Raw genomic sequence first — 25,688 nt, 5'->3', positions numbered from 1 at the left:
GGACAGGACCACCCCGGGCGGGTTTGGCCCGTACACTGCGCACGCCGCGCGGGGACCGCCCCCGCCGCGGCGAAAAAAAGCATGGAATGCGTGGTTTGATGAATCCCCCGCTGAGAGCGACGGTCCCCCTGCTGGCCCTCTCCCTACTGGCCGTCTCCTGCGGCCCGGAGGAGGAACCATCATGGGACGTGGACGTCTCCGTGAGCGAACTCCCCTCCGGCCCCCTCGCCTCCAGGCAGGACCACAGCCTCGTCTGGTCGGGGGAGGAACTCCTCGTCTGGGGCGGGCACGGCGCGACCCAGCACGACTCCTACGCCGACGGTGCCGCCTACTCCCCCGACACCGGTTCCTGGCGGATACTGCCGGAGGTGGACCTGGAGTCCAGGACCCGTCACAGCGCCGTCATGGTGCAGGACCGGATGCTGGTATGGGGAGGGTTCACCCCGACGCACTCCGGCGGTCCCGAAGCGCACCTGGCCGGAGACGGAGCCCTCTACGACATGGAGACGGACTCCTGGGAACCGATCGCGCCGGCGCCCGGTGCGAGGTCCCTGGCGCAGGCGGTGGCCGTGGGCGGGCACGCGGTCTTCGGCGGCGGGCACAGCGAGCAGGGCGAGAAGGGCTTCCTGGTGTACTCCCCGTCGGAGGACGCCTGGGACACCGTCGCCCTGGACGGGGTGGACGACGGCTTCCTCGTGTACGACATGCAGGCCCTCGATGACGAGGTGGTGGCCGTGGGAGGCCACTCCGGGGGAATGTTCACGGTCACGTTCGGCCCGGGCGACGCGAACGCGTCGGTGCGGAGGGTCTCCGGGCTGGAGGAGACGGGCGAGGAACTGAACCTCCAGGTCGGGCTGGCGGCCTCCCCCGCCGGTGAGGTCCTCCTGGCGGTCCGGTCCGAGGAAGGCGCGAAACTGTACGAGGTGGACGGTCAGGGACGGGCGGACCTGGTCGACGAGGCCCGCCACACCGGCTTTCGCCCTCCGTTCTCGCTGGCGACCGGCGCCCTGGACGCGGGGGAGACGGGCTTCGTGGACGGGCTGGGGCTGCTCGCCACCCTCTCCGGGGAGTTCAGCATGTGGAACCCCGGGGCGGGCACCTACCGGCTGCAGTCCGAGGGCCTCTCCGGTTACTGCGGTCCCCTCGAACCCGCCGCCGACGGTGTCCTGCTCGGCTGGGGCGGTCTGTGTGAGACCTCCGGGGTCAGGGCCGACATCACCGCCTGAACCGTACCGCCGCTCCCTCGGCCCCCTCCAGGCCCGGAGCCGCGTCCGCCCGGACGCCCCTCGCGCGCCGCGCGGGAAGGAGGCGTCCGGGCGGACACGGTGGGGGCGGGGCTCAGCGCCCCAGGTAGGCGCGCAGATGGCGGGCGGTGAGGGTGTCGCCGTCGGCCACCAGGTCGGCGGGACTGCCCTCGAAGACGATCCGCCCGCCGTCGTGCCCGGCGCCCGGCCCCAGGTCGATGATGTGGTCGGCGTGCGCCATCACCGCCTGGTGGTGCTCGATGACCACGACCGTGTTGCCGTCCTCCACCAGGCGGTCCAACAGCGCCAGGAGGCGGTCCACGTCGGCCAGGTGCAGGCCGGTGGTGGGCTCGTCCAGCACGTACACCGCCCCGTCCCGGGCCATGCTGATCGCCAGCTTGAGCCGTTGCCGCTCGCCGCCCGACAGGGTGGTCAGCGGCTGTCCCAGGCCCAGGTAGCCCAGGCCCACGTCGTGGAGCCGGTCCAGGATGGTGCGGGCGTTGCCGGTGGTGAAGAACTCCCGTGCCTCCACCACCGACATCGCCAGCACCTGGCTGATGTTCCTGCCGCGCAGTTCGTGGGTGAGCACCTCGGGCCGGAACCGCTTGCCCTGGCACTGTTCGCAGGTGGTGGCGACCCCGGCCATCATCGCCAGGTCGGTGTAGACGACCCCGGCGCCCTTGCACTCGGGGCAGGCGCCCTCGGAGTTGGCGCTGAACAGCGACGCCTTGACACCGTTGGCGCGGGCGAAGGCGGTGCGGACGGGGTCCAGCAGCCCGGTGTAGGTGGCCGGGTTGGAGCGGCGCGAGCCCCGGATCGGCGACTGGTCGACCACCACCACGCCCTCGCGGCCGGGCAGGGCGCCGTGGATGAGCGAGCTCTTGCCCGATCCCGCCACACCGGTGACCACGGTGAGCACGCCGGTCGGGATGTCCGTGCTCACGTTCTTGAGGTTGTGGGTGCTGGCCCCGGTGATGGGGATGGCTCCCGTGGGTCGGCGCACCCGCGTGCGCAGGGCGGCCCGGTGGTCCAGGTGGTCCCCGGTGAGCGTGCCCGAGGCGCGCAGCCCGGCCACGTCCCCGGCATAGGTGACGTGCCCGCCCGAGGGGCCGGCACCGGGGCCCAGGTCCACCACGTGGTCGGCGATGGCGATGGTCTCGGGCTTGTGCTCGACCACCAGCACCGTGTTGCCCTTGTCGCGCAGGCTCAGCAGCAGATTGTTCATCCGCTCGATGTCGTGCGGGTGCAGGCCCACGGTGGGCTCGTCGAAGACGTAGGTGATGTCGCTGAGGCTGGAGCCCAGGTGGCGCACCATCTTGACCCGCTGGGCCTCCCCGCCCGAGAGGGTGCCCGACTCCCGGTCCAGGCTCAGGTAGCCCAGGCCCACCTGCACCAGGGAGTCCAGGGTGTGGCCGAGGTTGTCCAGCAGGGGCTTGACCGAGGGCTCGTCCAGGGAGCGCACGAACCCGGCGAGCTCGTCGACCTGCATGGCCGAGCACTCGGTGATGGTGCGTCCGGCCACCTGGACCGAGCGGGCCCGGGCGTTGAGGCGGGTGCCCCCGCACTCGGGGCAGGTGGAGTAGGTGACCGCCCGGTCCACGAACGCGCGGATCGCGGGCTGCATGGAGTCGCGGTCCTTGGCCAGGTAGGTGCGCCTGAGTTTGACCAGCAGGCCCTCGTAGGAGAAGGAGTTGTTCTCCAGCTTGATCCGCGTGGCGGGCTGGTGCAGGAAGGTCTGCCACTGCTCGGGCGTGTAGTCGCGCAGCTTGCGGTCCGGGTCCAGCAGCCCGGAGTTCGCCATGACCTGCCAGTACCAGGAGCCCACGGAGTAGCCGGGGACGGTGATGGCCCCCTCGTTCAGGGACAGGTCGCGGTCGTAGAGCTCCTCCACGTCGACCTGGTTGGTGCGTCCCAGGCCCTCGCACTCACCGCACATGCCCTCGGAGTGGTTGAAGCTGAAGGCGCTGGAGGGCTCCAGCCGCGGGGTGCCCACCCGGCTGAAGACGAGGCGCAGCATGGCGGAGGCGTCGGTGGCGGTGCCCACGGTGGAGCGGGAGTTGGCGCCCATGCGCTCCTGGTCGACGATGATGGCCGCGCTCAGGTTGCGCAGGCTGTCCACGTCGGGCCGCCCCAGGCTCGGCATGAACGACTGGACGAAGGTCGTGTAGGTCTCGTTGATGAGCCGCTGGGACTCGGCGGCGATCGTGCCGAAGACCAGGGAGGACTTCCCCGAGCCGGACAGGCCCGTGAAGACGCTCAGCCTCCGCTTGGGGATGTCCACGCAGACGTCGGCGAGGTTGTTCTCCCTGGCTCCTCTGACCTGGATGGCGTCGTGGGTGTCCGCGGTGACGGGTTCGGAGGGCACGCTGCTCCTAGAGATTCCTTATGCGGTAAACTAACAGCCTGCGAAGGTTAGTTTATGCGATAAGGAGATGCAAGTGGTGGTCTACGCCGGACAGGGGGACGCTCGTCGCACCATGGACCTGCTGTGGCGCGCCCCCGGCAGCGGGGCCGCGCGTACCGCGCCCGGCCCCAAGCCCGAGCTCAGCGTGGACCTGGTGGTGGAGACCGCCGTCGCCCTCGCCGACGCCGAGGGCATGCGGGCGCTGTCCATGCGCTCGGTGGGCCAGCGCCTGGGCCGCACGGCCATGTCCCTGTACACGTACGTGGCCAGCAAGAACGAGCTCGTCGAGCTGATGTACGACCACGCGTTCAAGGAGTTGGCCGAGGCGGCGGAGGCCGAGGCGGAGACCGGCTGGCGCGCGGCCACCACCGCCTGGGCCACCCGGCTGTGGGACTTCTTCCTGCGCCACCCCTGGACGCTGGAGGTCTCCCAGGCCCGCCCGGTACTGGGCCCCAACGAGTACCGGCTGTTCGAGTCGCTGGCCTCGGTGCTGCACCGCGCCGGGCTGGCCCCCGCCCAGATCCGCAGCGCCTACGGCAACCTGTTCACCCTGGTGCGCGGGCCCGCGCAGACCGCCTCCGAGGCGCGCCGGGCCCAGGAGGTCACGGGTGTGCCCGAGGACCGGTGGTGGTACGAGCGCTCGGCGCAGCTGGAGAGGGTCGCCCCCGACTTCTCCGAGCGCTTCCCCGTCCTGACCCTCATGTCCGAACAGGGCGCCTTCGACAACGAGAACGACAGCGAGCCCTACCTGGAGCAGGAGGCCTGGGAGACCTTCCGGTTCGGGCTGGAGGCCCTGCTCGACGGGATCCAGGGCGCGATCAGCGCGAACGCGCGAAGGTGATGATCTCCTGGCTGGCCTCGGTGAGCGGGCCGCGGTCCCAGTAGCCGTACTGCGCGCTCACCGCCAATCCGGCCTCGGCCAGGAAACCGTTCAGGGTGTCGGCGTCCAGGAAGCGCAGCGTGCTGCGGCTGTGCCCCGGCTCGGCCCACCCCTCGACGGTGTAACTGGAGGTGAAGGTCACCAGGTCGCCCTCCACGCTCTCCAGCCGGTGGACACAGGTGGCCCTGCGTCCTCCGGGGCCGTTCACGGTGCGTGCCCGCTCGGGGTTCCACGCCTCCCAGCCGCGCGCTGCCGGGTTGCGGGTCTCGAACACGAACCGGCCGTCCCCGGTCAGTGCCCGGCGCACCGAGGCCAGGGCCTTCCGGAGTTCATCGTCGGTGGTGAGCTCCTGGAAGGCGTGGCCGGTCATGACGATCAGGTCGAACTCGTCCTCGTAGGGGCCGCCCGCCTCACCGTCGTAGGGGCCGTGGGCCAGGTCGCCCAGGGTCCACTCGATGTCGTCGCGGTCGCGCCGCCCGACCTCCAGCATCGCGTCGGCCGGGTCGAGCCCGACCAGGCGCCCGGTGTGGCCGCGCTCGCGAGCCACCCGCTGGAGCTTGCCCGTACCGCAGCCCGCGTCCAGTACCGAGCGGGCGTCCATCACCAGGTCGAGGTAGAAGTCGTCCTGGGGTGTGCACCGCCAGAAGTTGAAGTAGTCGTAGAGCTCGGCCATGTCCGGCTGGGAGAAGTGGCGATCGACCATCGGGCCATTGTGGCCGCCCGCTCTCCCGCTGTCACCGGGTTTTCCGTCCCGCCGAACGCGCGGACCGCAACCGTGCGCGGTGGTGCCGCCGTCCGGCGAGGCCTCGGACGAGACGGCGGCCCCCGCCTCGTCTCGGCGCGCCTGCCCACGCTCCCCGCCTGCCTCCCTGGCACCCCGGCGGCCGGGTCGCCGCCCCTTGCCGGCTCTTCGTGTCCGCGCCGGGCAGCTCCACCACCAGCGCCTGGGAAGACAGCGCCGCCACCACGCTGCGCCGCGGCGCCGCTTCCAGCGGGTCGCCGGCGTGGGACCGCTCGCCTACCGCTTCACCTTCCGCGCCTCCCGAGCGCTTCGGACAGTCCACAGCCGTCCGCTGTCCGCCCGAGACGGGTCGTCCACAGCCCGAAGACCGGCCTTTCCCCGCCGGCCTGGGCCGCCTAGCCTGAGGGAGTGGAGCACAACCCCGGCGCCCCCGGTCACAAGACGCACCCCTTCGATGTCGACGCCTTCCTCGCCCGCCCCCTGGTCGCCCGGGTGGCCGTCTCCGACTCCTTCGGTGCGCCCACGGTGCGCCCGGTCTGGTTCCTGTGGGAGGAGGGGGCCATGTGGTGGCTCACCGGCGCCTACGCGAAGATGTCCCGGTTCCTGGAGAAGGATCCCAGGGCCGCCCTGGTCGTGGACGCCTGCGACCTGGAGGAACTGGAGTTCCTCCAGGTCATCATGCGCGGTGAGGCCGAGGTCGTGCCCTACGACGAGGAACGCTCCAGACGCAAGCTTCGCCGCTACCTCGGCGAGGACGAGTCCATCTGGCCCACCGACTTCAGGGACTTCGACGAGGACACACGGTTCATCCGCTTCGTGCCCGAACGGACCATCGTCCAGGATCTGTCCAAGACCCGCCCCTGAACAACGCCACGGCCGCGGGGGCTCAGCCGTCCAGGGCGTGCCCGGTGGTGGGGTCCACGTGGTCGGGCACCTCACCGTGGCGGTCCCCCACCGTCAGCGTCCCGGTCGGCTCGAAAAGCAGGATCGAGGCGCCGCCGTCGGACTCGGGCCGGTGCTCGGTGCCGCGCGGGACCACGAACACCGATCCCCTCTCCAGGGTGACCACGCGCTCGGGCCCCTCGGCGTCCTCCCTCAGCCGGATGCGCAGGTCCCCGTCCAGCAGCAGGAAGAATTCGTCGGTGTCGTCGTGGGCGTGCCACACGTACTCGCCCCAAACCTTGGCCACGCGCACGTCGTAGTCGTTGACCCGGGTGACGATGCGCGGGCTCCACAGCTGGTCGAAGGAGTCCAGCGCGTCGTTCAGGTTGATCGGCTGTTCGCTCATGACAGCCATCCTGGCCATGGCGCACCGCCCGGGGAAGTGCTAGGAATCGCACATGCCGCAAGAATCCTCGCACCGCGTGGCGCTGGTCGTCGACGAGGGCTCCAACCCCTTCGAGATGAGCGTGGCCACCGAGTTGTTCGGGCTGCGCCGCCCCGAGATCGACCGCCCCTGGTACGACCTGAGGGTGTGCGCGGCCGCGCACGAGGTGCGCGTCCACCGGGACATGTTCACCCTCACCGGCATGGCCGGGCTGGAGGCGACGGAGGAGGCCGACACCGTCATCGTGCCCAACCGTCCCGACCCGTGGGTGCCGCCCGCCCCGGAGGTGGTGGAGGCCGTGCGCGGGGCGGCCCGACGCGGTGCCCGCCTGGTCAGCTTCTGCAGCGGCGCGTTCACCCTGGCCGAGGCCGGGGTCCTGGACGGTCGGCGTGCCGCCACGCACTGGCGGTTCGAGGAACTGTTCACCCGGACCTATCCGAAGGTCCGCCTGGAGCGGGACGTGCTCTTCGTGGACGAGGGGGACGTGCTCACCGCGGCGGGCAGCGCCGCCGCCCTGGACCTGGGCCTGCACCTGATCCGCCGCGACCACGGCGCGTTGGTCGCCAACACCGTCGGCAGACGCCTGGTGTTCACCACCCACCGGCAGGGCGGGCAGCGCCAGTTCGTGCAGCGTCCCCTCCCCGAGACGGCCGACTCCTCCCTCGCCCCCGTCCTGGACTGGGCGCGTGAGCGCCTGGACGCCCCACTGAGCGTCGCCGACCTGGCCTCGCGAGCGGCGGTCAGCTCCGCGACCCTGCACCGCCGCTTCCGGGCCGAACTGGGCATGACCCCGCTGACCTGGCTGCGCTCGGAGCGGGTGCTGCTGGCCTGCCGCCTGATCGAGGTGGGCGGTATGGGACTGGAGGCGGTCGCCCGTGCCAGCGGCCTGGGCAGTACCGCCAACCTGCGCGCGAGCATGCGCGCACAGATCGGGATCAGCCCCTCGGCCTACCGGGAGCGGTTCGGCCCGGGTCCGTTGACCGGAGCGGAGCGCTGAGGCACGGGTGGTGTCGTGCAGGCTGGTGCCCTCCACCTCCACGTCCTGGAAGGCGGGAGGTGACGGCCATCTGCACGCGCACCTCGGTGGCCTGATCACCGCACCTTTCCGGCTCTTCGTGTTCACCCCGGGCAGCCCCACCTCCGGCGCCTCGGAAGACAGCGCCGCCAGGAAGTCCGCGGTGTCGAACGCCTCCCCGGGAACGGCCGCCCCGGCAGAGCGAACACGGCCGTTCAGAACACGCGTGACCGCCTCGGCCACCAGCGGCGCGGGCGCCGTCCTGACCCTTTTCCGACGCCCTAGTGAGGACACCGACAGAGTTGAAGATCAACGCTTGGTAATCACCGGGCAAAGGGAGCGAGGGAGACATGCTCGGGGCCTTCCCAAGCCGGGCCGCAAGGGACACGGCCACTACCTGCCAACCCCAGAACTCCTTCAACCGGAACGCGCCGACCCTCTCCCACATGCGCGCCTCGCTTCCCCTGTCGAACCGAATCTACGAAAAGGATTGCGCGCTCTATCCCGCCCTGGAAGGCTTGTTCGGCATGGGGCACGGCGAATCCCGTGCCGTTGTTGACGGTTCAACCTGAGTGCCGCTGCGCGAACGTTCACTCTGGATACGCGTCGACGCCCTGTGTCGCCGGGCAGTCGGTCACACACCGCGGCAACCCTGGCCGAGAGAGGATGGGGAGGTAGGAATGATCAGGTTTTTCGCTGCGGGCTCCGCGCTGATCCTGGGGCTCTCGCTTCCGGCAGGCGCCGCTGCAGAGGAAGCACCTCCGAGAGTCGAGCTGCACTGCCCGGGAGCGGAGCAAGCCAAATTCTTCGTCTCGACGATTGTTACCGTGCCCCCCGAGAAGAAGGTTGTCATCGACGTCCTGGGACAGGTGATATACCGCACTTCGTTCCCCTCGGTGGAGGTGGCGGAAGTGAACACCGATCTTGTCCTACGCCTGGCCCCAGCCGAACGGTACGGTCGGATCGAGAGCGAGGGCGTCCGCGATACCTATCTCACCGACCTGGGGAATTCGGTCCGGCGTGCGGGGGATCTCATCCTCCCTCTGCGGGGATCCGCCCTCACCTTCCAGCACTACAACTTCCATGGGAGCGTTCGGCTGGCCCACGAGGACTGGGATCCCCAGGTCGGCATCTACGACGTTCAGGTCAAGTCCGAGACCTTGTCGCTTCCCGGCGGTCTGGAATGCACTTTCTCCTCCCGCTCCCACGCTTCCTCTTTCCTGATGGGCACCGAGGAGGAGAACCAAAATTACTACGAGCAAATCGCGGCACGGACGACACCCCCCGCCGCCTGGTTCGGTCTAGGATTCATTCTCGCCGTCTTCGGCGGATTTGCCTATTGGCGAGAACACGGGCGTGGCCGCCGGGGCGACACCGTACCCCATCCGAACAAGAGTAACGAGTCAGTGCGTGATACCGGATGAAGCAGGCAGTGGAGAGCCGTGGCATGATCTGGTCGTGGCGATCAAGATCCACCGTGCGATCCCGTCACCCGGGCGATCGGTAAGACCCGCCTCCAACGCTGGGGCCGCCACCCGAGACGAGTACCGGTGCAGCACTGCGGCCTTCCTCCTCTGATCGGCCGGCCCGGGGTGGTCCGCGAACACCTGAACCGCCCCTCGGCCTACCGGGAGCGGTTCGGCCCGGGGCCGTTGACCGCAACGGAGCGCTGAGGCACGGGTGGTGCCCCCGCAAGGCCGGGGGCACCACCGCGACCCGCGAACCCGCGGCGCCGCGACCGTGTCAGAACGTGTCGGTGACGCTCTTGCCGCCGCTCTTGTCGATGGTGAAGGAGTCCACGACGGTGCCGTCGGCGGTGCGGGCGGTGTAGTGCAGGCTGGTGCCCTCCACCTCCACGGCCTGGAAGGTGGGGGTGTCGGCCATTTGCACGCGCACCTCGGCGCCGTTGTCGGTCCAGTTGTCCTCGGAGGCGTCGTACATCTTGGTGCCGGTCACCGCGACGGTGTAGACGGGCCCGGTCTGCACGCCGGGGTCCTCGGTGCGGTTGGCGGTCAGGTTGCCCCGCCCGTAGGAGTGGTCGTGTCCCTGGAGGACCAGGTCGACGTCGTACTCCTCCAGGGTGTCGAGCCAGGACTCGCGCAGGGGGCCGTTGTCGCGGCTGGGGCTGTTGGAGAAGACCGGGTGGTGGAAGGTGACCACCGTCCAGGGGTGGGGGTTGGTGGCCAGGGCCTCCTCCAGCCAGCGCTGCTGGGTGTCCAGCCAGAAGTCGGCGCTCAGCGGGGCGGCGTTGCGGTAGTTGGAGTTGAGGACGACGAAGCGCACGCCCTGGTAGTCGGTGCGGTAGGCGGTCTGGGCCAGGTGGCGGCCGCTGGCGGGGCCGTTGCCCGCGCCCGGGAACTGGGGGTTCCAGTAACGGCTCAGGGAGAACAGGGAGTACTCGTGGTTTCCGGGTGCGGCGATGTGGTTCATGGTGCCGGTGGCCTCCGGACCGAAGGCGTCGAACCACTGGTTCCACTCCGACTCACTGTTGGCGGAGTTGACCAGGTCCCCGGAGTGCACGGCCAGCTCCGCGTCGGGTTCGGCCTCCAGAGCGGCCCGCACCATGGTGGCGCCGCCGGTGGAGATGCCGTTCTGGACGTCCCCGAAGTAGAGGAAGGTGAAGGGCTCGGCCCCCCGCGCGGCGGTGGTGAAGGTGCGCCAGGGGCTGAAGGAGGCGCCGTCGCCGACACGGTAGCGGTAGGCGGTGTCGGGGCTCAGGCCGGTGGCGGTGGCGGTGTGGAAGACGCCGCCGACCGAGGAGGTGTCGGTGCCCTGCACCGTGGTGACCCGGCCGGGGTCGGCGGCCGGCGCGATCTGCAGGGTGGGGTCGTTCGAGGTGTCCGAGCGCCAGGTCAGGGTCTGGGAGGTGGAGGGGTCGGCGGTGGGTGAGAGGATGACGCGCTCGGGTGCGGTGGCCGCGGCCGCGGTCGGGGCGGTGGTCGCGGCGGTGGTCAGGGCCAGCAGGGTGGTGCCCACCAGGGCGAGGGCGCGGTGGGCGGCGAAGCGGGACAAGGCGGTGCCTTTCTGCCGGGGGGAAGGTGACGCAGCGAAGGTAACCGCCCACGGGCAACATGCTGTGAACTCACTGTGACCATCGGTAGCAGGCGGGTGAACGTCGCCGGAGCGGTTCCCGGCGCGGGGCGGCCTCTGGCACCACGCGCGTGCCGGCTGCCCGGGCGGCACCGCCCGGGCAGCCGGCGGGCATGCGCGCCCGCGTCCGGATCGCGGGTGGCCCGAGCGGTCGGCGGCCGAGCTGGGATCATCGGACCACGTGCCTTTGGGAACGCTCCCAGGGGCTTAGGATCGGTTCCATGGAAACACGCGTACTCGGCCGCACCAGCAAGAACGTCGGCGTCGTCGGTTTCGGCGCCTGGCAGATCGGAGCCTCCTGGGGCGAGGTCAGCGAGACCGACGCCCTGGCCGCCCTGCACGCGGCCGCCGACGCCGGTGTCACCTTCTTCGACACCGCCGACGTCTACGGCGACGGACGCAGCGAGCAGCTCGTGGGCCGGCTGCTCAAGGAGCGCCCGGACATCACCGTGGCCACCAAGATGGGCCGCCGCGCGGACCAGACCCCCGCCAACTACAACCCCGACAACTTCCGCGCCTGGAACGACCGCTCCCGCCGGAACCTGGGCGTGGACACCATCGACCTCGTCCAGCTGCACTGCCCGCCCGCGCGGGTCATCGACACCGACGCCGTCTTCGACGACCTGGACGCCATGGTCGAGGAGGGGCGCATGCGCTCCTACGGCGTCTCGGTGGAGACCTGCGAGGAGGCCCTGGCCGCGATCGCCCGCCCGGGCGTCGCCACCGTCCAGATCATCCTCAACGCCTTCCGGCACAAGCCCCTGGAGCGGGTCCTGCCCGCCGCCCGCGAGGCCGGGGTCGGCATCATCGCGCGCGTCCCTCTGGCCAGCGGCCTGCTGTCGGGCAAGTTCACCGCCGACACCTCCTTCGGCGAGGACGACCACCGCAACTTCAACCGGGAGGGCCAGGCCTTCGACAAGGGCGAGACCTTCTCCGGAGTGGACTACGCCACCGGGCTGAAGGCGGTCGAGCGCGTGCGCCCGCTGGTTCCCGAGGGCGTCACCATGGCCCAGTTCGCGCTGCGCTGGATCCTGGACCAGGAGGGTGTCAGCGTCGTCATCCCCGGCGCCCGCAACGCCGACCAGGCACACGGCAACGCGGCCGCCGCCGATCTGCCCCCGCTGGGCGCCGACACACACGCCCGGGTCCGTGAGGTCTACGACGAGCTCATCCGCCCCCAGGTCCACCACCTGTGGTGAGGACGTAGAGCCCCATGGCGGCCGGCCGCGGACGAACCGCGGGCCGGCCGCCGGGGCCTCATCCGGGTCCCGCTAGATCAGGCCCTGGGCGAGCATCGCGCCCGCCACCCGCTCGAACCCGGCCACGTTCGCGCCCAGCACGTAGTCGCCCGGGGCCCCGTAGCGCTCGGCCGCCTCCTCGCAGCGGTCGTGGATGTCGGCCATCGTCTCGGCCAGCTCGGACTCGGCGTGCTGGAAGGACCACGAGGTCCGCCGCGCGTTCTGGCGCATCTCCAGCACGCTGGTGGCCACACCACCGGCGTTGGCCGCCTTGCCCGGACCGAACAGCACCTTCGCCTCGCGCAGCACCTGGACTGCCTCGGGCGTGGTGGGCATGTTCGCGCCCTCCGCCACCGCCGTCACCCCGTTGCGTACCAGGGTGCGGGCCGCCTCGGCGTCCAGCTCGTTCTGGGTGGCCGAGGGAAGCGCCACGTCGCAGGGCACGTCCCACACGCTGCCGCCCTCCACGTAGCGGGCACCGACGCGCCGTTCGGCGTAGACGCTGATCCGCTCGCGCTCGACCTCCTTGACCTGTTTGAGCAGGTCCAGGTCCAGGCCCTTGTCGTCGACCACGTAACCGGCGGAGTCGGAGCAGGCCACCACGGTGGCGCCCAGCTGCTGGGCCTTCTCCACCGAGTAGATGGCCACGTTGCCCGATCCGGAGACCACCACGCGCTGCCCGTCCAGCGCCTTGCCCACACGCTCCAGCATCCGCTGGGTGAACAGCACGCTGCCGTACCCCGTGGCCTCGGTACGCACCCGCGAGCCGCCCCACTCCAGGCCCTTGCCGGTGATCACCCCGGCCTCCCACCGGTTGGCCAGGCGCCGGTACTGGCCGAACAGGTAGCCGATCTCGCGGGCGCCCACACCGATGTCCCCGGCCGGGACGTCGGTGTGCTCACCCAGGTGGCGGTGCAGCTCGGTCATGAACGACTGGCAGAACCGCTCGATCTCCGCCTCCGAGCGCCCCTTGGGGTCGAAGTCGCTGCCGCCCTTGCCGCCGCCGATGTTCATACCGGTCAGCGCGTTCTTGAAGATCTGCTCGAAGCCCAGGAACTTGATCACGCCCAGGTTCACGCTGGGGTGGAAGCGCAGGCCGCCCTTGTAGGGGCCCAGCGCGCTGTTGAACTCCACCCGAAAGCCCCGGTTGACGTGCACCCGCCCCTGGTCGTCACGCCAGGGAACCCGGAACATGAGCTGGCGCTCGGGCTCGCACAGGCGCTCCAGGATGCGCTGCTCGGCGTACTCGGGATGCCTGGTCAGGGCGGGAGAGAGGTCGTCGAGGACCTCCAGGACCGCCTGCTGGAACTCCGGCTCGTCGGGGTTGCGGCGAGCCACGTGCTCATAGGCCGACCGGACTCCGGGGTGGTGGTCGCGGCGTGCCTCGGAGGAGAAGGGCATGGGTGGCGTTCCTTTCGGCTCAGTGGAACGGGCACCCCACACGCCGTTGTGTCGGGAACCTCGAAAAACGCGCACTGGCGCCATACGTCGGATGATCCGAGACCCTGAGTTCCTCAGGCCCGCGGATCGTGGCTGTGTGAGGAGTGTATTACCTTGACGTGAACATAAATCTTGCGACCCAGCGCACACCGGGTCGGCTCACGGCCCGCCGGAACGGGCATTCCCCCAGTTCGCCCGGGATGTGCGTGGAGACCGGGTGCGGCGGCCCGCCTCGCTGTCGTGTTGCACTGGTGTTTCCGTCATGTGACGCGCGCACACCAGCGCATCCCCACTCGTGCGTGGGGGAAACCTCCCGCGCCCTCCGGTTATGGTCCTGTTCGCACCGGCCACAGCGGGGACGCGGCCGTGCCTCACCCCGGTTCCCGCCCCCGGATACGGATCAGCCGTTCGCGCACGGCCTCCACCGCCGCACGCGCCACGACGCCGGGCGCGCGCCCGGCGGCACGGGCGGGACGACGGGGGCCTTCGCGACGGGGACCCTCCAGGGAAGCCCGCATCAGTTCCAGCACCGCCGGATCGGCCCCCACCTCCTCGACGGGGACGTCCAGGGCGGAGCCGGGGGCGGGTGCTTCGGCCCGCGGCGCCGGTGCGGTGACGGCGGGCGCGGGCGGATGCATGATCTCCCCGGGCACGGACCTGCACGCTCTACCGCACACACGGCAGATACCGCCCGGAACGTTGCGCACGCCCGGATGGTCGGGGCAGGTGCGCGGCGCCGTACCCCGCGCGTCGACCACGAACTCCACGGGCCCGGCGAACAGGTCCCCGTCATCCCCGCCGTCCCCTTCGGATCCGACCTCGCCGCAGCGGGGCATGGGGACCCCGCCCAGGCCCGGGGACGAGGCGCCCCTCCCGGGGCGGTGGACGCCCGCGCCCAGGCGCCCGTCGAGGAAGGCGCGTGCGTCCTCGGCGCTTCCGACGCGGCGCATGAGCGCGGCGAAGGGGCGGCGTGGTGCGTGGAGGCCGTCCAGGAGCGCGACGAGTTCCTCCTGTCCCAGCCCCTGTCCGATGAGCCGGTCCACGGCGTGGGCCAGCGCGGCCCGGTCCGGGCCCGGGTTGCGCAGGGCCGCGTCGGGCACATGGGCCAGCAGCTCCAGGGCTCGACCGCTCGGCTCCCGCCGCGCACCGCCGCCGGCGGCGACGCCGTGTCCGTCCGGTGCCTCGCGCGCGGGCGCGCGGTCTGTGGTGGGGCTCCCGGGGACGGACGGACAGAGCTCGCTCGGGGAAGGGTCTCCAGAGGAAAGGTCTGTGGCTCTTTGTGAGCCGGCACCCGGTTCAGAATGAACCCTCTTCCGCGCCCGAAGGCGCGGACGGGACTGCTCGGTCAGCGGCTCCTCCCCCAGTTCCGCGCGCCTGTGGTTGATCTTCTCCAACTCCGGCGGCGGGAAGTCACCGGCCGGGATCATCAGTTCCAGTACCACCGGCAGGTGCTTGGCCCAGCGGAGCTCCTCGGCGATGTCGTCGTGGAAGAACTCCCGCGTCTGCGACGGAGACAGCCTGCGGACCAGCCCTTCGCGCACGAGTGCGTCGATCGCCCGCTTGACCGTGGACAGGCTGGCGGTCCCACCGCAGCGCTTGACGATCGTGCCCAGGCGCAGAAAGCACCAGCGGCCGTCGGCGTCGGTCGCGTCGGCGATGATCGTGGCCACGGCGTACGCGCTGGTACTGGAGAGGAGACCGGCCTTGAGGGCGTCGACGACCCACAGGCCGGGCCTGAACCCGACACCGCGCATGGCTCCCTGGGAGCGCTTGCGGAGCGGGGGAAAGACCGGGTCATGTGGTGCCGGTGCCTCATGCGCGCTTTCGGCGCGCGACATGTTCGATATCGCTGTTGCGGCGGGGCCGTAAACGCTAGAGTGGAGCATGCGCTGTCTTCCTGGTGTGTTCAGGGAGATGGTGAGCTGCTTTCCTGCTGTGCTCAGGGGAGTGGCAAGCTGCCTTCCTGGTTACGCAGGCAGGTGGCCAAAGCCCGGTTCGGTGTTGGTAGCGCCGGATCGGGCTTGTCTTTTCTGCGTTCACAGTAGCGGGGGCGAACACGGGTACGTGCGGGATCAGAGGAATTCTCCTCTGGCTTTTTCGCCGGATCTACCAGGGAAAACGCGCAAATCAGGATTTTTCTGCCTGGGGTGGGGATGGGTTGGGTCCTCCCTCGGCGAAAAGCCCCACGAAGCCGAACGGGGCTTTCGCGAGAGCCGTTCTGTGAAGGAACTCCCCTCCGCATCCACCCGACAACGGGCAAAGGGGATATTCGAGACGGCATTCCCTGTGGACCAGGACAACCCTCGCCCCGAACCGCCGTTCCGCACGCCACGCGGGGCCGTTCGCCCCTTGCTGATCCGCTCAGCGTCGGCCACGGTCGTCGCGGAGCGCCAGGCGGCCCATCCTCCTCGGCCCTACCTGCGCCAAAGACATGACAGCCCTACCTGGCGCTCCCGGGGTCCTCCCGACTTTGCAGACGGTCAGGAACGCACCCCCACAAGAAAGGTAGGCAGGCATGACCGACAACACCCCCGCACCCGCGGGCGAGGAGGGCCAGCGGCTCACCGGCGGCATGATGAACACCGTCCACCGCCACGGCGACCGCGTCGTGCGCACGGCCACTCCCGCCTTCCCCGCCCTCCACGACCACCTGCGGTCCCTGGCTCGGGCCGGGTTCGACGGCGCGCCCGTCCCGCTCCGGCTGCGCGGCGACGGCCGCGAGGAGCTCGGATTCGTCGAGGGGGACGTGGCGCTGCCGCCCTTTCCCGTATGGGCGATGGGCGAACAGGCCCTGCGCTCGACCGCCGGGCTGCTGCGCCGCTACCACCAGGCCGCCGCGCGCGTACCCGTGGACACCACGGCCCCCTGGTCACGCGACCTGGCCGACCCCGAGGGCGGCCCGCTCCTGTGCCACAACGACCCGTGCCTGGAGAACATCGTCTTCCGCGACGGCCGGGCCGCCGCCCTGATCGACTTCGACCTGGCCGCGCCGGGCCGCCCGCTCTGGGACGTGGCCGCCCTGGCCTACTACATGGTGCCCGCGCTCGACCCCGTGTCGGCGGCGGGAACGATGCGCGAGGAGCTCGACGTCCCCAGGCGGCTGCGCGTGCTCGCCGACGCCTACGAGCTCTCCTTGGACGATCGCCGCTCCCTGCCCGGGACGATCGAGCAGTACACCGCCGTCGCACGCGCCTTCGTGGCCGGGCGGGTCGAGAGCGGAGACGAGCTCTTCGTCCGCGACCTGGAACGGCTGGGCGGTTGGGAGCGCTGGGACCGCCGCCAGGCATGGCTGGCCGAGCAGCGATCGGTGTTCCTGGCCTCCCTGACCGCCCCCGGGACCTGAGGGACCGTCGTGGCATCTGGGCGGCGCCGGGCCCACCGGACCGGAGGGCGGCCCCGAAGCCGGGAGTCCGGAGCCCTCTCAGGCCTAGCGTCGGGCGATGGCCACCAGGTAGCGGCAGGGCTCACCGGCCGGGTTGTGGTACTCGCACGGCTCGGGCGGCCCCAGGCGCAGGCAGTCGCCCCTGCCCAGGACGTGCTCGACGCCTCCCTCCCGGAAGGTGAGCGTGCCCTCCAGCACCCAGATCTGGTGGTGGGTGAAGGTGTAGGCCTCCACGGGGAAGGCCACCCGCGCTCCGGGGGGCAGCTCGACCTCCACCAGCTCGATGGGGCCCCCGGCCTCGGGCGAGACCGCGCGCCGCCGGTAGCCCGTCTCCGGGTCGGTCCACACGGGCTGCTCGTGCGCGCGTGCCAGACGCCGGTCGCCCTGCTCGGCGCAGGCGATCAGCTCCGACAGGGTGATGCCCAGCGCGGCGGACAAGCGGCCCAGCAACGCCGCGGTGGGCTGGACGTCGCCGTTCTCGATCCGGCTGATCATGCCCCGGGAGACACCGGAGCGCTCGGCCAGGGCGCCCCCGCTCATCCCTCGGGCCTGCCGCAGCTCCTGCAGGGCCAGGGCGAGGGCGGGGCCCAGGTCGTCGCTCATGTGTTCACTATAGATGACATACCCGCATACCATGGTTGGCATGAGTTCGATGCCGACCCTCACCGTCCGCGACGCGACCCGGGCGGACGCCGAGGCGTGCGCGGCGATCTACGCGCCCTATGTCACCGATACCGCGATCACCTTCGAGTACGATCCGCCCACCGCCGGGCAGATGGCCGACCGGATCGCCGCGGCACAGGAGCGCCACGCCTGGATCGTCCTCCAGGAACCGGAGGGGATCGCGGGCTACGCCTACGGCGGCCCCTTCCGCGCCCGGGACGCCTACCGGTGGACGTGCGAGGTCAGCGTCTACCTCCGGACCGGCCGCCGCCGCACCGGTGCGGGCAGCGCCCTGTACCGGGCACTGCTGCCGCGCCTGGCCGAACGCGGCATGCACACCGCCATCGCCTGCATGACCCTGCCCAACGACGCCAGCCAGGGCCTGCACCGCTCCCTGGGTTTCGAGGACGTCGGCGTCATGCGGAAGGCGGGCCGCAAGTTCGACGCCTGGCACGACATCGCCTGGGCCCAGCTCGACCTGTCCGCCCACGCCGAGCGGGCCTGAACCAGGAGGGTCCCCTCGTTCCCGCCGCCGGGTCAGGCGCGGCGGGCGGCCCACACGGTGCGTTCGGTACGGACCGCCAGGTCGCCGCGGCGCAGGATGCTGAACGGGCCGTCGGCGTCGAGTAGCCGGTCGAGGGCGTCGAGGTCCTCAACGGCGAGGACGTGGGCGGCGCCGTCGCGCAGGAACCTCAGGCTGCTGAGCGCGTAGTGGCCGACCGCCTCGCTGCGGGAGCCGTCGACGTCCACGGTGACCGTGCGCTCGTCCTCGACGGTGAACCCGGCGGCGGCCAGCTTGGGACCCCAGTCGGCACCGCGGTGCGGCACGTGCTCGGCGTGGTGGTGCGCGAGGGCGGCGTGGCAGAGATCCTCAAGGCCGGGCCGCTCCCCCGGGGCGTCCTCGGGCAGGAAGCGCGGGAAGCCGGCCAGCTCGACGACGGCGAACAGGCCGCCGGACGCGAGCAGGTCGTGGACCTTGCGCAGGGCGCGGTCGGGGTCGGCCATGTGGTGCATCGACGCCGAGGCCCACACCAGCTCGGGCCGGCCGAGCTCGGGCCAGTCCGCGTCGAGGTCGGCCGCCACCGTGCGCACCCGGTCGGCCGCGTCGAGCTCCTCGGCCCTGTCCCGCAGGCGGCGCAGATGGCCGCCCGACGTGTCGACCGCGGTCACCTCCGCATCGGGGAAGCGCGTGAGCAGGGCGAAGGTACCGGTCCCGGTCCCGCACCCCAGGTCCACGATGTGGCGCGGCCGCCTGCCGACGGGCAGCCATGCGGTGATGGACGCGATGTGCTCGACGAGTACCTCCGCGTCCAGGTCGAGGATCTCCGCCTGGACGTCGGAGTCGGGGGTGTGCTGGGAAACGGAGTGCGCGCCATCGTGTGCCGCGTGCGGGGAAGCGTGGGTCATGACGGCCACGCTAGGAGGCCCGTGCCGCCGCGGCGCCATGGTTCCCAGGGTGCGCAAGACGATGGACGGATGAGCTGCCGAACGCGCAAGCGACCGCATCCGGAGCCGGAGCGGCACACGCCTGACCACCACCTTTCGGCGCCGGCGCGCGGAAACGGGGTGCCCGGTGCGGTAGGCGGGCGTGGCCGCTGTCTCAGGCTTCGTCACCGCGCTGGTGGCCGCGGCTGGCGTCGCGGTCGAAGATGCCCAGGATCTCGCAGGGCCCGCCCTCGGCGCCGATGGCGTGCGGCAGCATCGTGGGGAACTCCACCGCCTGGTTCGTCTCCACGCGGATGCGCCGGTTGCCCAGCAGCAGGACCGCGGTGCCGGACAGGACGACGAGCCACTCGCGGCCGGGGTGGGCGCGCATGCGTGAGGGACTGTCGGGCGGCGGGTCCGTCATGCGCTGGCGCACGACGCTCATACCGGGGTCCGCCTTCATGGGCCAGCGCATGAGCCCGTGGGCCGCGTCGATCATCGGGCTGGTGACGACGTCGTCGGTGTCGGTCTCGACGAGTTGGTCCAGGGAGGTGTCCAGGGCTCGGGCGAGGATGACGAGCTGGTCCAGGGCCAGACGGCGCTGACCGTTCTCGATGCGGCTGAGCGTGGACTGGCTGACATGGGCGCGGGAGGCCAGTTCCTCCAGGGACCAGCCCTGCGCCACGCGCAGGGCCCGGATCCGTTTGCGTACCAGGCTGTCCAACTCACTATCGTCTTGCGTCATAGGCAATAGTGTATGCCTTCGCCGCAAGGTGTGCTTATCGTCGTGAACGCGACACCCGAAACGACGGGGCCCGCGTGAACGAAGGGATACGACGCCATGCCTGTGACCACTGCCGTTTATGAGACCGACGAACTGCCCGAGGAGACCGTCGATGCCGTGGTGGTCGGCGGCGGCGCCGCGGGCCTGAACGGCGCGCTGATGCTCGCCCGCTCCCGCCGCTCGGTCGTCGTGGTCGACAGCGGCACCCCGCGCAACGCACCCGCCGACGGCGTGCACGGCCTGCTCGGCCTGGACGGCACCCCGCCGGCCGAACTGCTGCGAAGGGGACGCGAGGAGGTACGCCGCTACGGCGGCCTGGTCGTGGCCGGGGAAGCGGCCTCCGCCGCCCCGGCCGCCCCCTCCGCCGAGGCAGACCCGCGCTTCACGGTCACCCTCACCGACGGCGGCACCCTGACAGCACGCCGCCTGCTCATCGCCACCGGACTGCGCGAAGTCCTGCCCGACGTTCGCGGGCTCGCCGGGCACTGGGGACACGGCGTGGTGCACTGCCCCTACTGCCACGGCTGGGAGGTGCGCGACGAGCCCGTCGGGATCCTGGCCGTGGGCCCGGCCTCGGTCCACCACGCCCTGCTGTTTCGCCAGTTGACCGACGACCTCGTCTACTTCACCCGCGGCACCGAACTCGACGAGGGCACCCGCGCGCGCTTCGCCGCCCGCGGCGTCCGGGTCGTCGACACCCCGGTGGAGGAGGTCGTGACCGGCGAGGACGGCGGTATCGCGGGCGTGCGCCTCATCGACGGACACCTCGTGTCCCGCCGGGTCCTCGCGGTCGCGACCACCATGCGCGCCCGCACCGAGGGCCTGGACGGACTGGGGCTTCCGACGGAGGACCTCCCCGGCGGGATGGGCCGCCGCCTCGCCTCCGGCATGGCTGGCACCACCGAGGTGCCCGGGGTGTGGACGGCCGGCAACGCCACCGACCTGGCCGCCCAGGTCGGTGCCTCCGCCGCGGCCGGGGCCCTGGCCGGCGCCCACATGAACGCCGACCTGGCCGCCGCCGACACCGAGGCGGCCCTGGCCGCCGCGCAGCGCGGCGGCGCCTCCGCCTGAGGCACGCGCGCCCAAAGGCGGGAGGACCCCAGGAGTGGCGAACCGGACCGGTCCTCCCGAAGGTCTTCTTCCCGGTGCGCGGACCCTCTTCGGGGCCTGCTCAGGCCCTGCGGCGCTGGGCGCGGACGCAGCGCAGCAGCTCCTCCCCATAGGGCAGGACGATGAAGCAGCCCACCGCCGCAGCGATCCCGGCGACATAGCCGCCGGACAAGCGCTCGCGTTTGGGCTGGAGCTTCCACCGGTCGGGATCGGTGCCGGTGAAGGCGCGGACCTGGTCCCAGTGCAGGCAGGACAGGAAAGCGATGGCGGTCAGGGGCAACACCTCCAGGAAGCTGTGGACGTGCTGCTCCACCGGACGTACCTTGCGGTCTTCGGTAGCCACGTGCACGTCCCACAGAGCCGTCGCCGCGTGGAGGGCCGCGGCACCGTACATGGTGCTCAGCACCAGCGGATTGATGCGAGCGAACAGGCCCAACATGACCGGGACGCCGGCTTCGGCCATCATCAGCGCGTGGATGGCGCACTCGCGGGTCCCGCTCGTGTGCTCGATATCGGTGCGCCGGTGCATGATGTGGTCGGCGACCGCCGGGACGAACCACAACGGCAGGACCCCGTACAGCAGAAACCGTCGGGTGATGACCTCGAGATCCTCACTGCCCGTCGGGGTGGGCAGCGTCGGGCGGCTGCGCCACCTGGCCACAGTCCGGCTCAGGGACTCGGAGGAACTCTGCATGCGCATGCTCCATAACCTCGCCTGTGGCGCCGGTGCCGGCCCACCATGGACCGGCAGGGACCGCTGACCCGCAGCCGCGCCGCGCACGTGTGCGCTCGGGCGGGCGATGACGACCAGATCCCGACCCAGCGCCGCACCCGGTTCACCGGCATTCGCAGCCGTTCAGACACACGAACCCCGCCAGGGCCACGACTGGGTCCAGCGTGCCGCGCGGGTCGCCGGGCTTTCGTGAGAACCAGACCACATACGGGGTCCCCTGGCTGGGTAGGCGGCGCGCAGGGTCACCGCCTCGTGGGCGCCTCGGTGTCAGGAAGCGGGCCGGGGGCCCGTTCCCGGGCGGGGCGGTGACCCGCAACCCGTGCAGACAGCGTGCGGCCGCACTCTCCGGTGCGGCCGGGGTAGAGGGGGAGGCACCCCCAGGGGCACGGCAGCAGTACGCCATGACGCAGGCACCTCACCCGTGTGACCCGCGGCGGTCGCAGATACCCACCTCCGGTGAGGCGGTTTCGCGGACCTCCGATGCGGGGTGGGGGCCGGGTGCTCCGGCCACGGCCACGCGGCGGCCCACCGGGGCCCGGTGCGCGGAACATGTCGCGGACAGAGCGGACCGGGCCGACCGCACTGGGAGCCCCGCCCCACCGCCCGTATGCTCGTCGGCGATCCCATGTCCCCATCCATCCCACGGGAGTACCGACGTGTCCGTGCCACCCACGCGCCACCGCCCCTCGGGGCTGGCCTTCGCGCTCGCATCGGCGCTCGCCTTCGGCGGCTCGGGCGTGCTCGCCCGCCCCCTGCTGGAGGCGGGGATGGACCCCCTCCACGTCACCTGGCTGCGCGTGGCCGGGGCCGCGCTGCTGCTGTCGCCCGTGGCCCTGGCCCACTGGCGGACCGCCCGGCGCCGCCCGCTGCTGGTCCTGGCCTACGGCGTCTTCCCCATGGCCGGTGTGCAGGCCCTGTACTTCGCCGCCATCGCCCGCATCCCCGTGGGCATCGCGCTGCTCATCGAGTTCCTCGGCCCGGTCCTGGTCCTGCTGTGGCTGCGCGTGGTGCGCCGCACCCGCGTCTCCCCCGCCGCCGTGGTCGGCGTGGTCCTGGCGGTGGCCGGGGTGGGTCTGCTGCTGGAGGTGTGGTCGGGCATGCGCCTGGACGCCGTCGGGGTGGCGCTGGCACTGGGCGCCGCCGCCGCGCAGGCCGCCTTCTTCCTGTTGTCGGACAGCATGGGCGAGGACACCGACCCCCTGGCCGTGGTCGCCTTCGGCTCCCTGGTCGCGGCGGTACTGCTGGGCGCCCTCGCCCGGCCCTGGACACTGCCCTGGAAGACCCTGGCCGACCCGGTCACGCTGGGCGGGTTCGGCTTTCCCGGGTGGGTGGCCGCCCTGTGGCTGGGCCTGGTGTGCACCGCCCTCGCCTACTTCCTCGGGATCTCGGCGATCCGGCGGCTGTCCCCACAGGTCGCCGGAGGGGTCGCCTATCTGGAGGTGGTGACAGCGATCGTGCTGGCGTGGGTGCTGCTGGGCGAGGCGCTCACCCCCGTGCAGGTCCTGGGGTCGGCCGTCATCGTCACGGGCGCCCTCATCGCCCAGACCGCCGTGCCCTCCGCCCCCGCACCGCAGCCGCGGGCCGCGTCCGGGGCCGAACGGCCCCAGACCCCCGCCGCGCCCTGAGGGGGCGGATCTGGCGGAGGCCGGTGATCGAGTATTCGGTATTCGTCTCTCCCCGCCTCCTGCGTCACTCTGCGTGGTCGTCGGGGCGTAGTGAGACCACGGGCTTCCCGCCTCAGCGGCCAGCCCGATGATGTGAACGTGGTGGTAACCGAGCATCCGGGCAACGACCGGGGCCGGAGCCTGGAGCGTGAGCTGGCGGATGTCCGCGGTGCGGACGTGGAAGGTCGGGAGCCCTTTCCTTCGCATCCGATCGGCGAGTGAGTGGAAGTCCATCGGCTGGTCGGCCCGGCGCCCGGGGAAGAGCCAGCGCGCCCCGGGGTTGGTGGCGGTGGTCAGGTTCGGCCGTCGGGCGGCGAAGGCCCGCAGCAGGTCGGCGAACGGTTCGGGGATCGGAGCCGGCGGGTCACCGAACCGGATGCTGAGCCGCCCGTCCTCCTCGACCAGGTCGTTGAGGGTGAGCCGACAGATCCGGCTGAAGGGTTGGGCAACATGTGCTATGGACAGCCGGAATGGCTGGCCCAGAGCATATTCAGCTCCCGACTCGGTGGTGACTCAACGATGCAGCGAGTATTTGCCGGACGATTTACGCTCCTACCAGCTCCTGTCCTGGCTCTGGCCGCGACGCTGATTCTGATCGCACTCGGTCCACAGATCGACGTGGTGTTGGTCTGGGGCACTCTGGCCACCCTGGTCTCCGCGATTCCAATCGCGGTACCGAGTCGTTATCTGGGTGTCGCGATCTGGAGTTGCGCGGCGCTTCTGACCGTGGGGGTCGTCATCAGCATCCTGTCGATCGGTGTCTTCTACGCCCCCGCCCTCATCGCGCTCGTGCTCTCCGGCATCTTCACCCCAGCGTTGTACGACGACTGACCGCATCCCTCATCTCAGCGAACGGCCCCGTGCGGGGAACCCGTGCGGGACTTGCTCGTACCCTGCGGCGAGGCGGCACGTATCGCTTCCGGGAAGGCCCATCCGGGGGCAGCGGGTCCAGCACTCAACGGCTCAGCGGGGACGTCTCCTCGTGGTCGTCCTCGCCCTGCCCGTCGTGCTGGCGGTCGGCCGCTGACCGGGCCATTGCCCCTTTCCGGCTCATCTTGTCCGCTCCCTCTGAACGGGCCACGGCACGGGCCGGACCAGGAGGGGACGGGGGCACGGCGTCCGGACCCGGGCGCACGAGGACCGGGCCCGGCGGGAGGGGAGTGGTATCCCGCCGGGCCCGGTTCCTTCTCCGGATCAGGTTCAGGGGGTGGTGGCTCAGGAGCCGCCGGTGGCCTCATTGACCTCGGACATGAACTGCTCGGCGGCCTCGGCCGGGGTGAGCTCGCCGAACGCCATCTCCTCGCTGACGCGCTTGGTGATGTTCACGACCTCGCCGGCGCCGATCGGCGGCGGCGGGTTGCCGTCCACGATCGTGTCCTCGATCTCGGACAGGAACTCCGCGCTGCGGGCGTCGGCCTCGGGCAGGGAGCCCAGGATGTGTTCGCGCACGTCCACGTTGGCGGGCAGGCCGCGGTCGGCCAGGACCAGCTCGGCCGCCTCGTTGCTGTTGAGCAGGAAGTCCACGAAGCGGGCCGCCTCCTCCGGGTGCTCGGTGCCCGCGGAGATGGAGTAGAACATGGCCGGCTTGAAGTACATGCCGGTCCGCTCGTTGGAGGTCTCACCGGGGTAGCGCAGCAGCTCGATGTCGCTGTCCGCGGACTCCGAGATCCCGCCCAGCTGGTTGGTCCAGAAGTGGGCCATCGCGCCCTGGCCGGTGGACAGCACCGACTGGTCGGGGCCGCCCGCCTCGATCTCCACGCTCTCGGCGGCGCTGGGCTGTCCCCCGTTCTCCAGGAGCTCCTCGGTGATCGAGAACCACTCCTCCAGCGTCTCCTTGGAGAAGCCGAGCGAGCCGTCCTCGTTGTAGAGGTTCTCCCCGCGCTGGCGGGCGAAGATCTGGAAGCCCGACTCGTTGTAGGACATGCTCTGGGTGCCGACGAGCTCGCCGTCGGTGGCCTCGGTGATCTGCGCCGAGATCTCGACGTAGTCGTCCCAGGTCCAGGTGGAGTCGTCGGGCATCTCCACGCCCGCCTCCTCGAAGGCCTGCGGGTCGGCCAGGATCGCGTAGGCGTTCACGCCGGTGGCCACGCCGAAGGCCTGCCCGTCCAGTTCGCCGCTCTCGGCCACCAGCGGGTCGATCTTGGACAGGTCCAGCTGGTCGCTGACCTCGTGGAGGTCGAGGAGGGCGCCGCGGTCGCCGTACTCGCGCAGGTAGCGCTCCTCCTGGGTCATGATGTCGGGCGCGTCGTTGGCGGCGGTGCTGGTCGCCAGACGGTCCCAGTACCCGGCCCAGTCGGTGTAGTCCGGCACGATCTTGATGTCGGGGTTCTCGGCCTCGAACAGCTCGATGACCTCCTGGGTGGTGGAGTGGCGGTCGTCCGCTCCCCACCAGGCGAAGCGCAGCTCGACGACACCGTCCTCGGACTCGGAGCCACCACAGGCGGTGGCCGCCATGACGATGGCGCCCACTCCGGCGGCCACGGACAGGAGGGGGTTACGGCGACGGGCCTGGGGGTGCCCGTTGCCAGGGTGTGCACGCATGTGTCT

Annotated in this window: 23 protein-coding genes; 12 read left to right on the top strand and 11 right to left on the bottom strand. The window is 71.3% G+C overall.

Features of this window, described 5'->3' with window-relative positions:
• Window positions 1–98: 98 nt before the first annotated feature.
• Window positions 99–1,226 (top strand): kelch repeat-containing protein, encoded by a 1,128-nt coding sequence (locus A6A08_RS04130; protein ID WP_073701173.1) that lies wholly within the window; start codon window positions 99–101, stop codon window positions 1,224–1,226.
• Between the two features lie 112 nt (window positions 1,227–1,338).
• Here the strand turns inward: A6A08_RS04130 and A6A08_RS04125 are convergent, their stop codons facing one another.
• Window positions 1,339–3,609 carry an excinuclease ABC subunit UvrA gene (locus A6A08_RS04125; protein WP_073701172.1) on the bottom strand — a complete coding sequence of 757 codons (2,271 nt, stop codon included), beginning with the start codon at window positions 3,607–3,609 and terminating at the stop codon, window positions 1,339–1,341.
• A gap of 73 nt (window positions 3,610–3,682) precedes the next feature.
• Here A6A08_RS04125 and A6A08_RS04120 point away from each other — a divergent pair, with 73 nt between their 5' ends.
• The gene (locus tag A6A08_RS04120; protein ID WP_073701171.1) at window positions 3,683–4,489 is read left to right on the top strand and encodes a TetR/AcrR family transcriptional regulator; all 807 of its coding nucleotides are present in this window, start codon (window positions 3,683–3,685) and stop codon (window positions 4,487–4,489) included.
• Here the strand turns inward: A6A08_RS04120 and A6A08_RS04115 are convergent.
• On the bottom strand, window positions 4,467–5,231 hold the full coding sequence (locus tag A6A08_RS04115; protein WP_073701170.1) for a trans-aconitate 2-methyltransferase: 765 nt from the start codon (window positions 5,229–5,231) through the stop codon (window positions 4,467–4,469). The two genes, A6A08_RS04120 and A6A08_RS04115, sit on opposite strands and share 23 nt — an antisense overlap.
• A 447-nt stretch (window positions 5,232–5,678) precedes the next feature.
• Between A6A08_RS04115 and A6A08_RS04110 the strand changes: the two genes are divergently transcribed.
• Window positions 5,679–6,134, top strand: a complete 456-nt coding sequence (locus A6A08_RS04110; RefSeq protein ID WP_073701169.1) for a pyridoxamine 5'-phosphate oxidase family protein — start codon at window positions 5,679–5,681, stop codon at window positions 6,132–6,134.
• A 22-nt stretch (window positions 6,135–6,156) separates the two neighbouring features.
• Here the strand turns inward: A6A08_RS04110 and A6A08_RS04105 are convergent, their stop codons facing one another.
• Window positions 6,157–6,558 carry a cupin domain-containing protein gene (locus A6A08_RS04105; protein ID WP_073701168.1) on the bottom strand — a complete coding sequence of 134 codons (402 nt, stop codon included), beginning with the start codon at window positions 6,556–6,558 and terminating at the stop codon, window positions 6,157–6,159.
• A gap of 52 nt (window positions 6,559–6,610) precedes the next feature.
• On the opposite strand from A6A08_RS04105, the gene A6A08_RS04100 reads away from it, so the two are divergent.
• The 3 genes from A6A08_RS04100 to A6A08_RS04095 all read left to right on the top strand — a co-directional run bounded on the left by A6A08_RS04100 (window position 6,611) and on the right by A6A08_RS04095 (window position 9,036).
• Complete coding sequence (locus tag A6A08_RS04100) at window positions 6,611–7,594, top strand: helix-turn-helix domain-containing protein (RefSeq protein WP_199866834.1); 984 nt, start codon at window positions 6,611–6,613, stop codon at window positions 7,592–7,594.
• Window positions 7,595–8,058: 464 nt separating this feature from the next.
• Window positions 8,059–8,184: a hypothetical protein gene (locus tag A6A08_RS29065; protein WP_274533996.1), complete on the top strand. Its 126-nt coding sequence runs from the start codon at window positions 8,059–8,061 to the stop codon at window positions 8,182–8,184.
• A gap of 108 nt (window positions 8,185–8,292) precedes the next feature.
• Window positions 8,293–9,036, top strand: a complete 744-nt coding sequence (locus tag A6A08_RS04095) for a hypothetical protein (RefSeq protein WP_073701166.1) — start codon at window positions 8,293–8,295, stop codon at window positions 9,034–9,036.
• Window positions 9,037–9,355: 319 nt separating this feature from the next.
• On the opposite strand, the gene A6A08_RS04090 is transcribed toward A6A08_RS04095, so the two are convergent.
• Complete coding sequence (locus tag A6A08_RS04090; RefSeq protein ID WP_073701165.1) at window positions 9,356–10,624, bottom strand: metallophosphoesterase family protein; 1,269 nt, start codon at window positions 10,622–10,624, stop codon at window positions 9,356–9,358.
• 299 nt (window positions 10,625–10,923) lie between these two features.
• Here A6A08_RS04090 and A6A08_RS04085 point away from each other — a divergent pair, with 299 nt between their 5' ends.
• Window positions 10,924–11,901, top strand: coding sequence for an aldo/keto reductase (locus A6A08_RS04085; protein WP_073701164.1), 978 nt, complete (start codon window positions 10,924–10,926; stop codon window positions 11,899–11,901).
• 72 nt (window positions 11,902–11,973) lie between these two features.
• Here the strand turns inward: A6A08_RS04085 and gdhA are convergent, their stop codons facing one another.
• A complete protein-coding gene (gdhA, locus tag A6A08_RS04080; protein ID WP_073701163.1) occupies window positions 11,974–13,341 on the bottom strand; it encodes an NADP-specific glutamate dehydrogenase in 1,368 nt (455 codons plus the stop codon).
• A 410-nt stretch (window positions 13,342–13,751) separates the two neighbouring features.
• Entirely contained in the window at window positions 13,752–15,134 is a 1,383-nt protein-coding gene (locus A6A08_RS04075) for a hypothetical protein (protein ID WP_083608818.1), read from the bottom strand.
• 761 nt (window positions 15,135–15,895) lie between these two features.
• Here A6A08_RS04075 and A6A08_RS04070 point away from each other — a divergent pair.
• Entirely contained in the window at window positions 15,896–16,723 is an 828-nt protein-coding gene (locus tag A6A08_RS04070; protein WP_073701161.1) for a phosphotransferase, read from the top strand.
• An 84-nt stretch (window positions 16,724–16,807) separates the two neighbouring features.
• Here the strand turns inward: A6A08_RS04070 and A6A08_RS04065 are convergent, their stop codons facing one another.
• Window positions 16,808–17,365 (bottom strand): XRE family transcriptional regulator, encoded by a 558-nt coding sequence (locus A6A08_RS04065; RefSeq protein ID WP_073701160.1) that lies wholly within the window; start codon window positions 17,363–17,365, stop codon window positions 16,808–16,810.
• A gap of 31 nt (window positions 17,366–17,396) precedes the next feature.
• Between A6A08_RS04065 and A6A08_RS04060 the strand changes: the two genes are divergently transcribed.
• Window positions 17,397–17,930: a GNAT family N-acetyltransferase gene (locus A6A08_RS04060; protein ID WP_083608816.1), complete on the top strand. Its 534-nt coding sequence runs from the start codon at window positions 17,397–17,399 to the stop codon at window positions 17,928–17,930.
• Between the two features lie 32 nt (window positions 17,931–17,962).
• Here A6A08_RS04060 and A6A08_RS04055 read toward each other — a convergent pair whose 3' ends face one another.
• Together A6A08_RS04055 and A6A08_RS04050 are read right to left on the bottom strand one after the other, a co-directional pair.
• Complete coding sequence (locus tag A6A08_RS04055) at window positions 17,963–18,832, bottom strand: trans-aconitate 2-methyltransferase (protein ID WP_073701273.1); 870 nt, start codon at window positions 18,830–18,832, stop codon at window positions 17,963–17,965.
• Window positions 18,833–19,025: 193 nt separating this feature from the next.
• Window positions 19,026–19,595: a helix-turn-helix transcriptional regulator gene (locus A6A08_RS04050; RefSeq protein WP_073701158.1), complete on the bottom strand. Its 570-nt coding sequence runs from the start codon at window positions 19,593–19,595 to the stop codon at window positions 19,026–19,028.
• Between the two features lie 96 nt (window positions 19,596–19,691).
• On the opposite strand from A6A08_RS04050, the gene A6A08_RS04045 reads away from it, so the two are divergent.
• The gene (locus A6A08_RS04045; RefSeq protein WP_073701157.1) at window positions 19,692–20,705 is read left to right on the top strand and encodes an NAD(P)/FAD-dependent oxidoreductase; all 1,014 of its coding nucleotides are present in this window, start codon (window positions 19,692–19,694) and stop codon (window positions 20,703–20,705) included.
• A gap of 100 nt (window positions 20,706–20,805) precedes the next feature.
• Here the strand turns inward: A6A08_RS04045 and A6A08_RS04040 are convergent, their stop codons facing one another.
• Window positions 20,806–21,438, bottom strand: a complete 633-nt coding sequence (locus tag A6A08_RS04040; RefSeq protein WP_073701156.1) for a diguanylate cyclase — start codon at window positions 21,436–21,438, stop codon at window positions 20,806–20,808.
• Between the two features lie 695 nt (window positions 21,439–22,133).
• On the opposite strand from A6A08_RS04040, the gene A6A08_RS04035 reads away from it, so the two are divergent.
• Together A6A08_RS04035 and A6A08_RS28585 are read left to right on the top strand one after the other, a co-directional pair.
• A complete protein-coding gene (locus A6A08_RS04035) occupies window positions 22,134–23,102 on the top strand; it encodes a DMT family transporter (protein ID WP_083608814.1) in 969 nt (322 codons plus the stop codon).
• A gap of 261 nt (window positions 23,103–23,363) precedes the next feature.
• The gene (locus A6A08_RS28585; protein WP_242422105.1) at window positions 23,364–23,972 is read left to right on the top strand and encodes a hypothetical protein; all 609 of its coding nucleotides are present in this window, start codon (window positions 23,364–23,366) and stop codon (window positions 23,970–23,972) included.
• A gap of 384 nt (window positions 23,973–24,356) precedes the next feature.
• Here the strand turns inward: A6A08_RS28585 and A6A08_RS04025 are convergent, their stop codons facing one another.
• Entirely contained in the window at window positions 24,357–25,682 is a 1,326-nt protein-coding gene (locus tag A6A08_RS04025; protein ID WP_073701154.1) for an ABC transporter substrate-binding protein, read from the bottom strand.
• Window positions 25,683–25,688 lie beyond the last annotated feature (6 nt).

It is taken from the genome of Nocardiopsis sp. TSRI0078 (assembly GCF_001905145.1).
Lineage (GTDB): Bacteria > Actinomycetota > Actinomycetes > Streptosporangiales > Streptosporangiaceae > Nocardiopsis.
The sequence above is the reverse complement of the archived record's forward strand: the minus strand, read 5'-3'. Positions and strand labels throughout refer to the sequence as shown.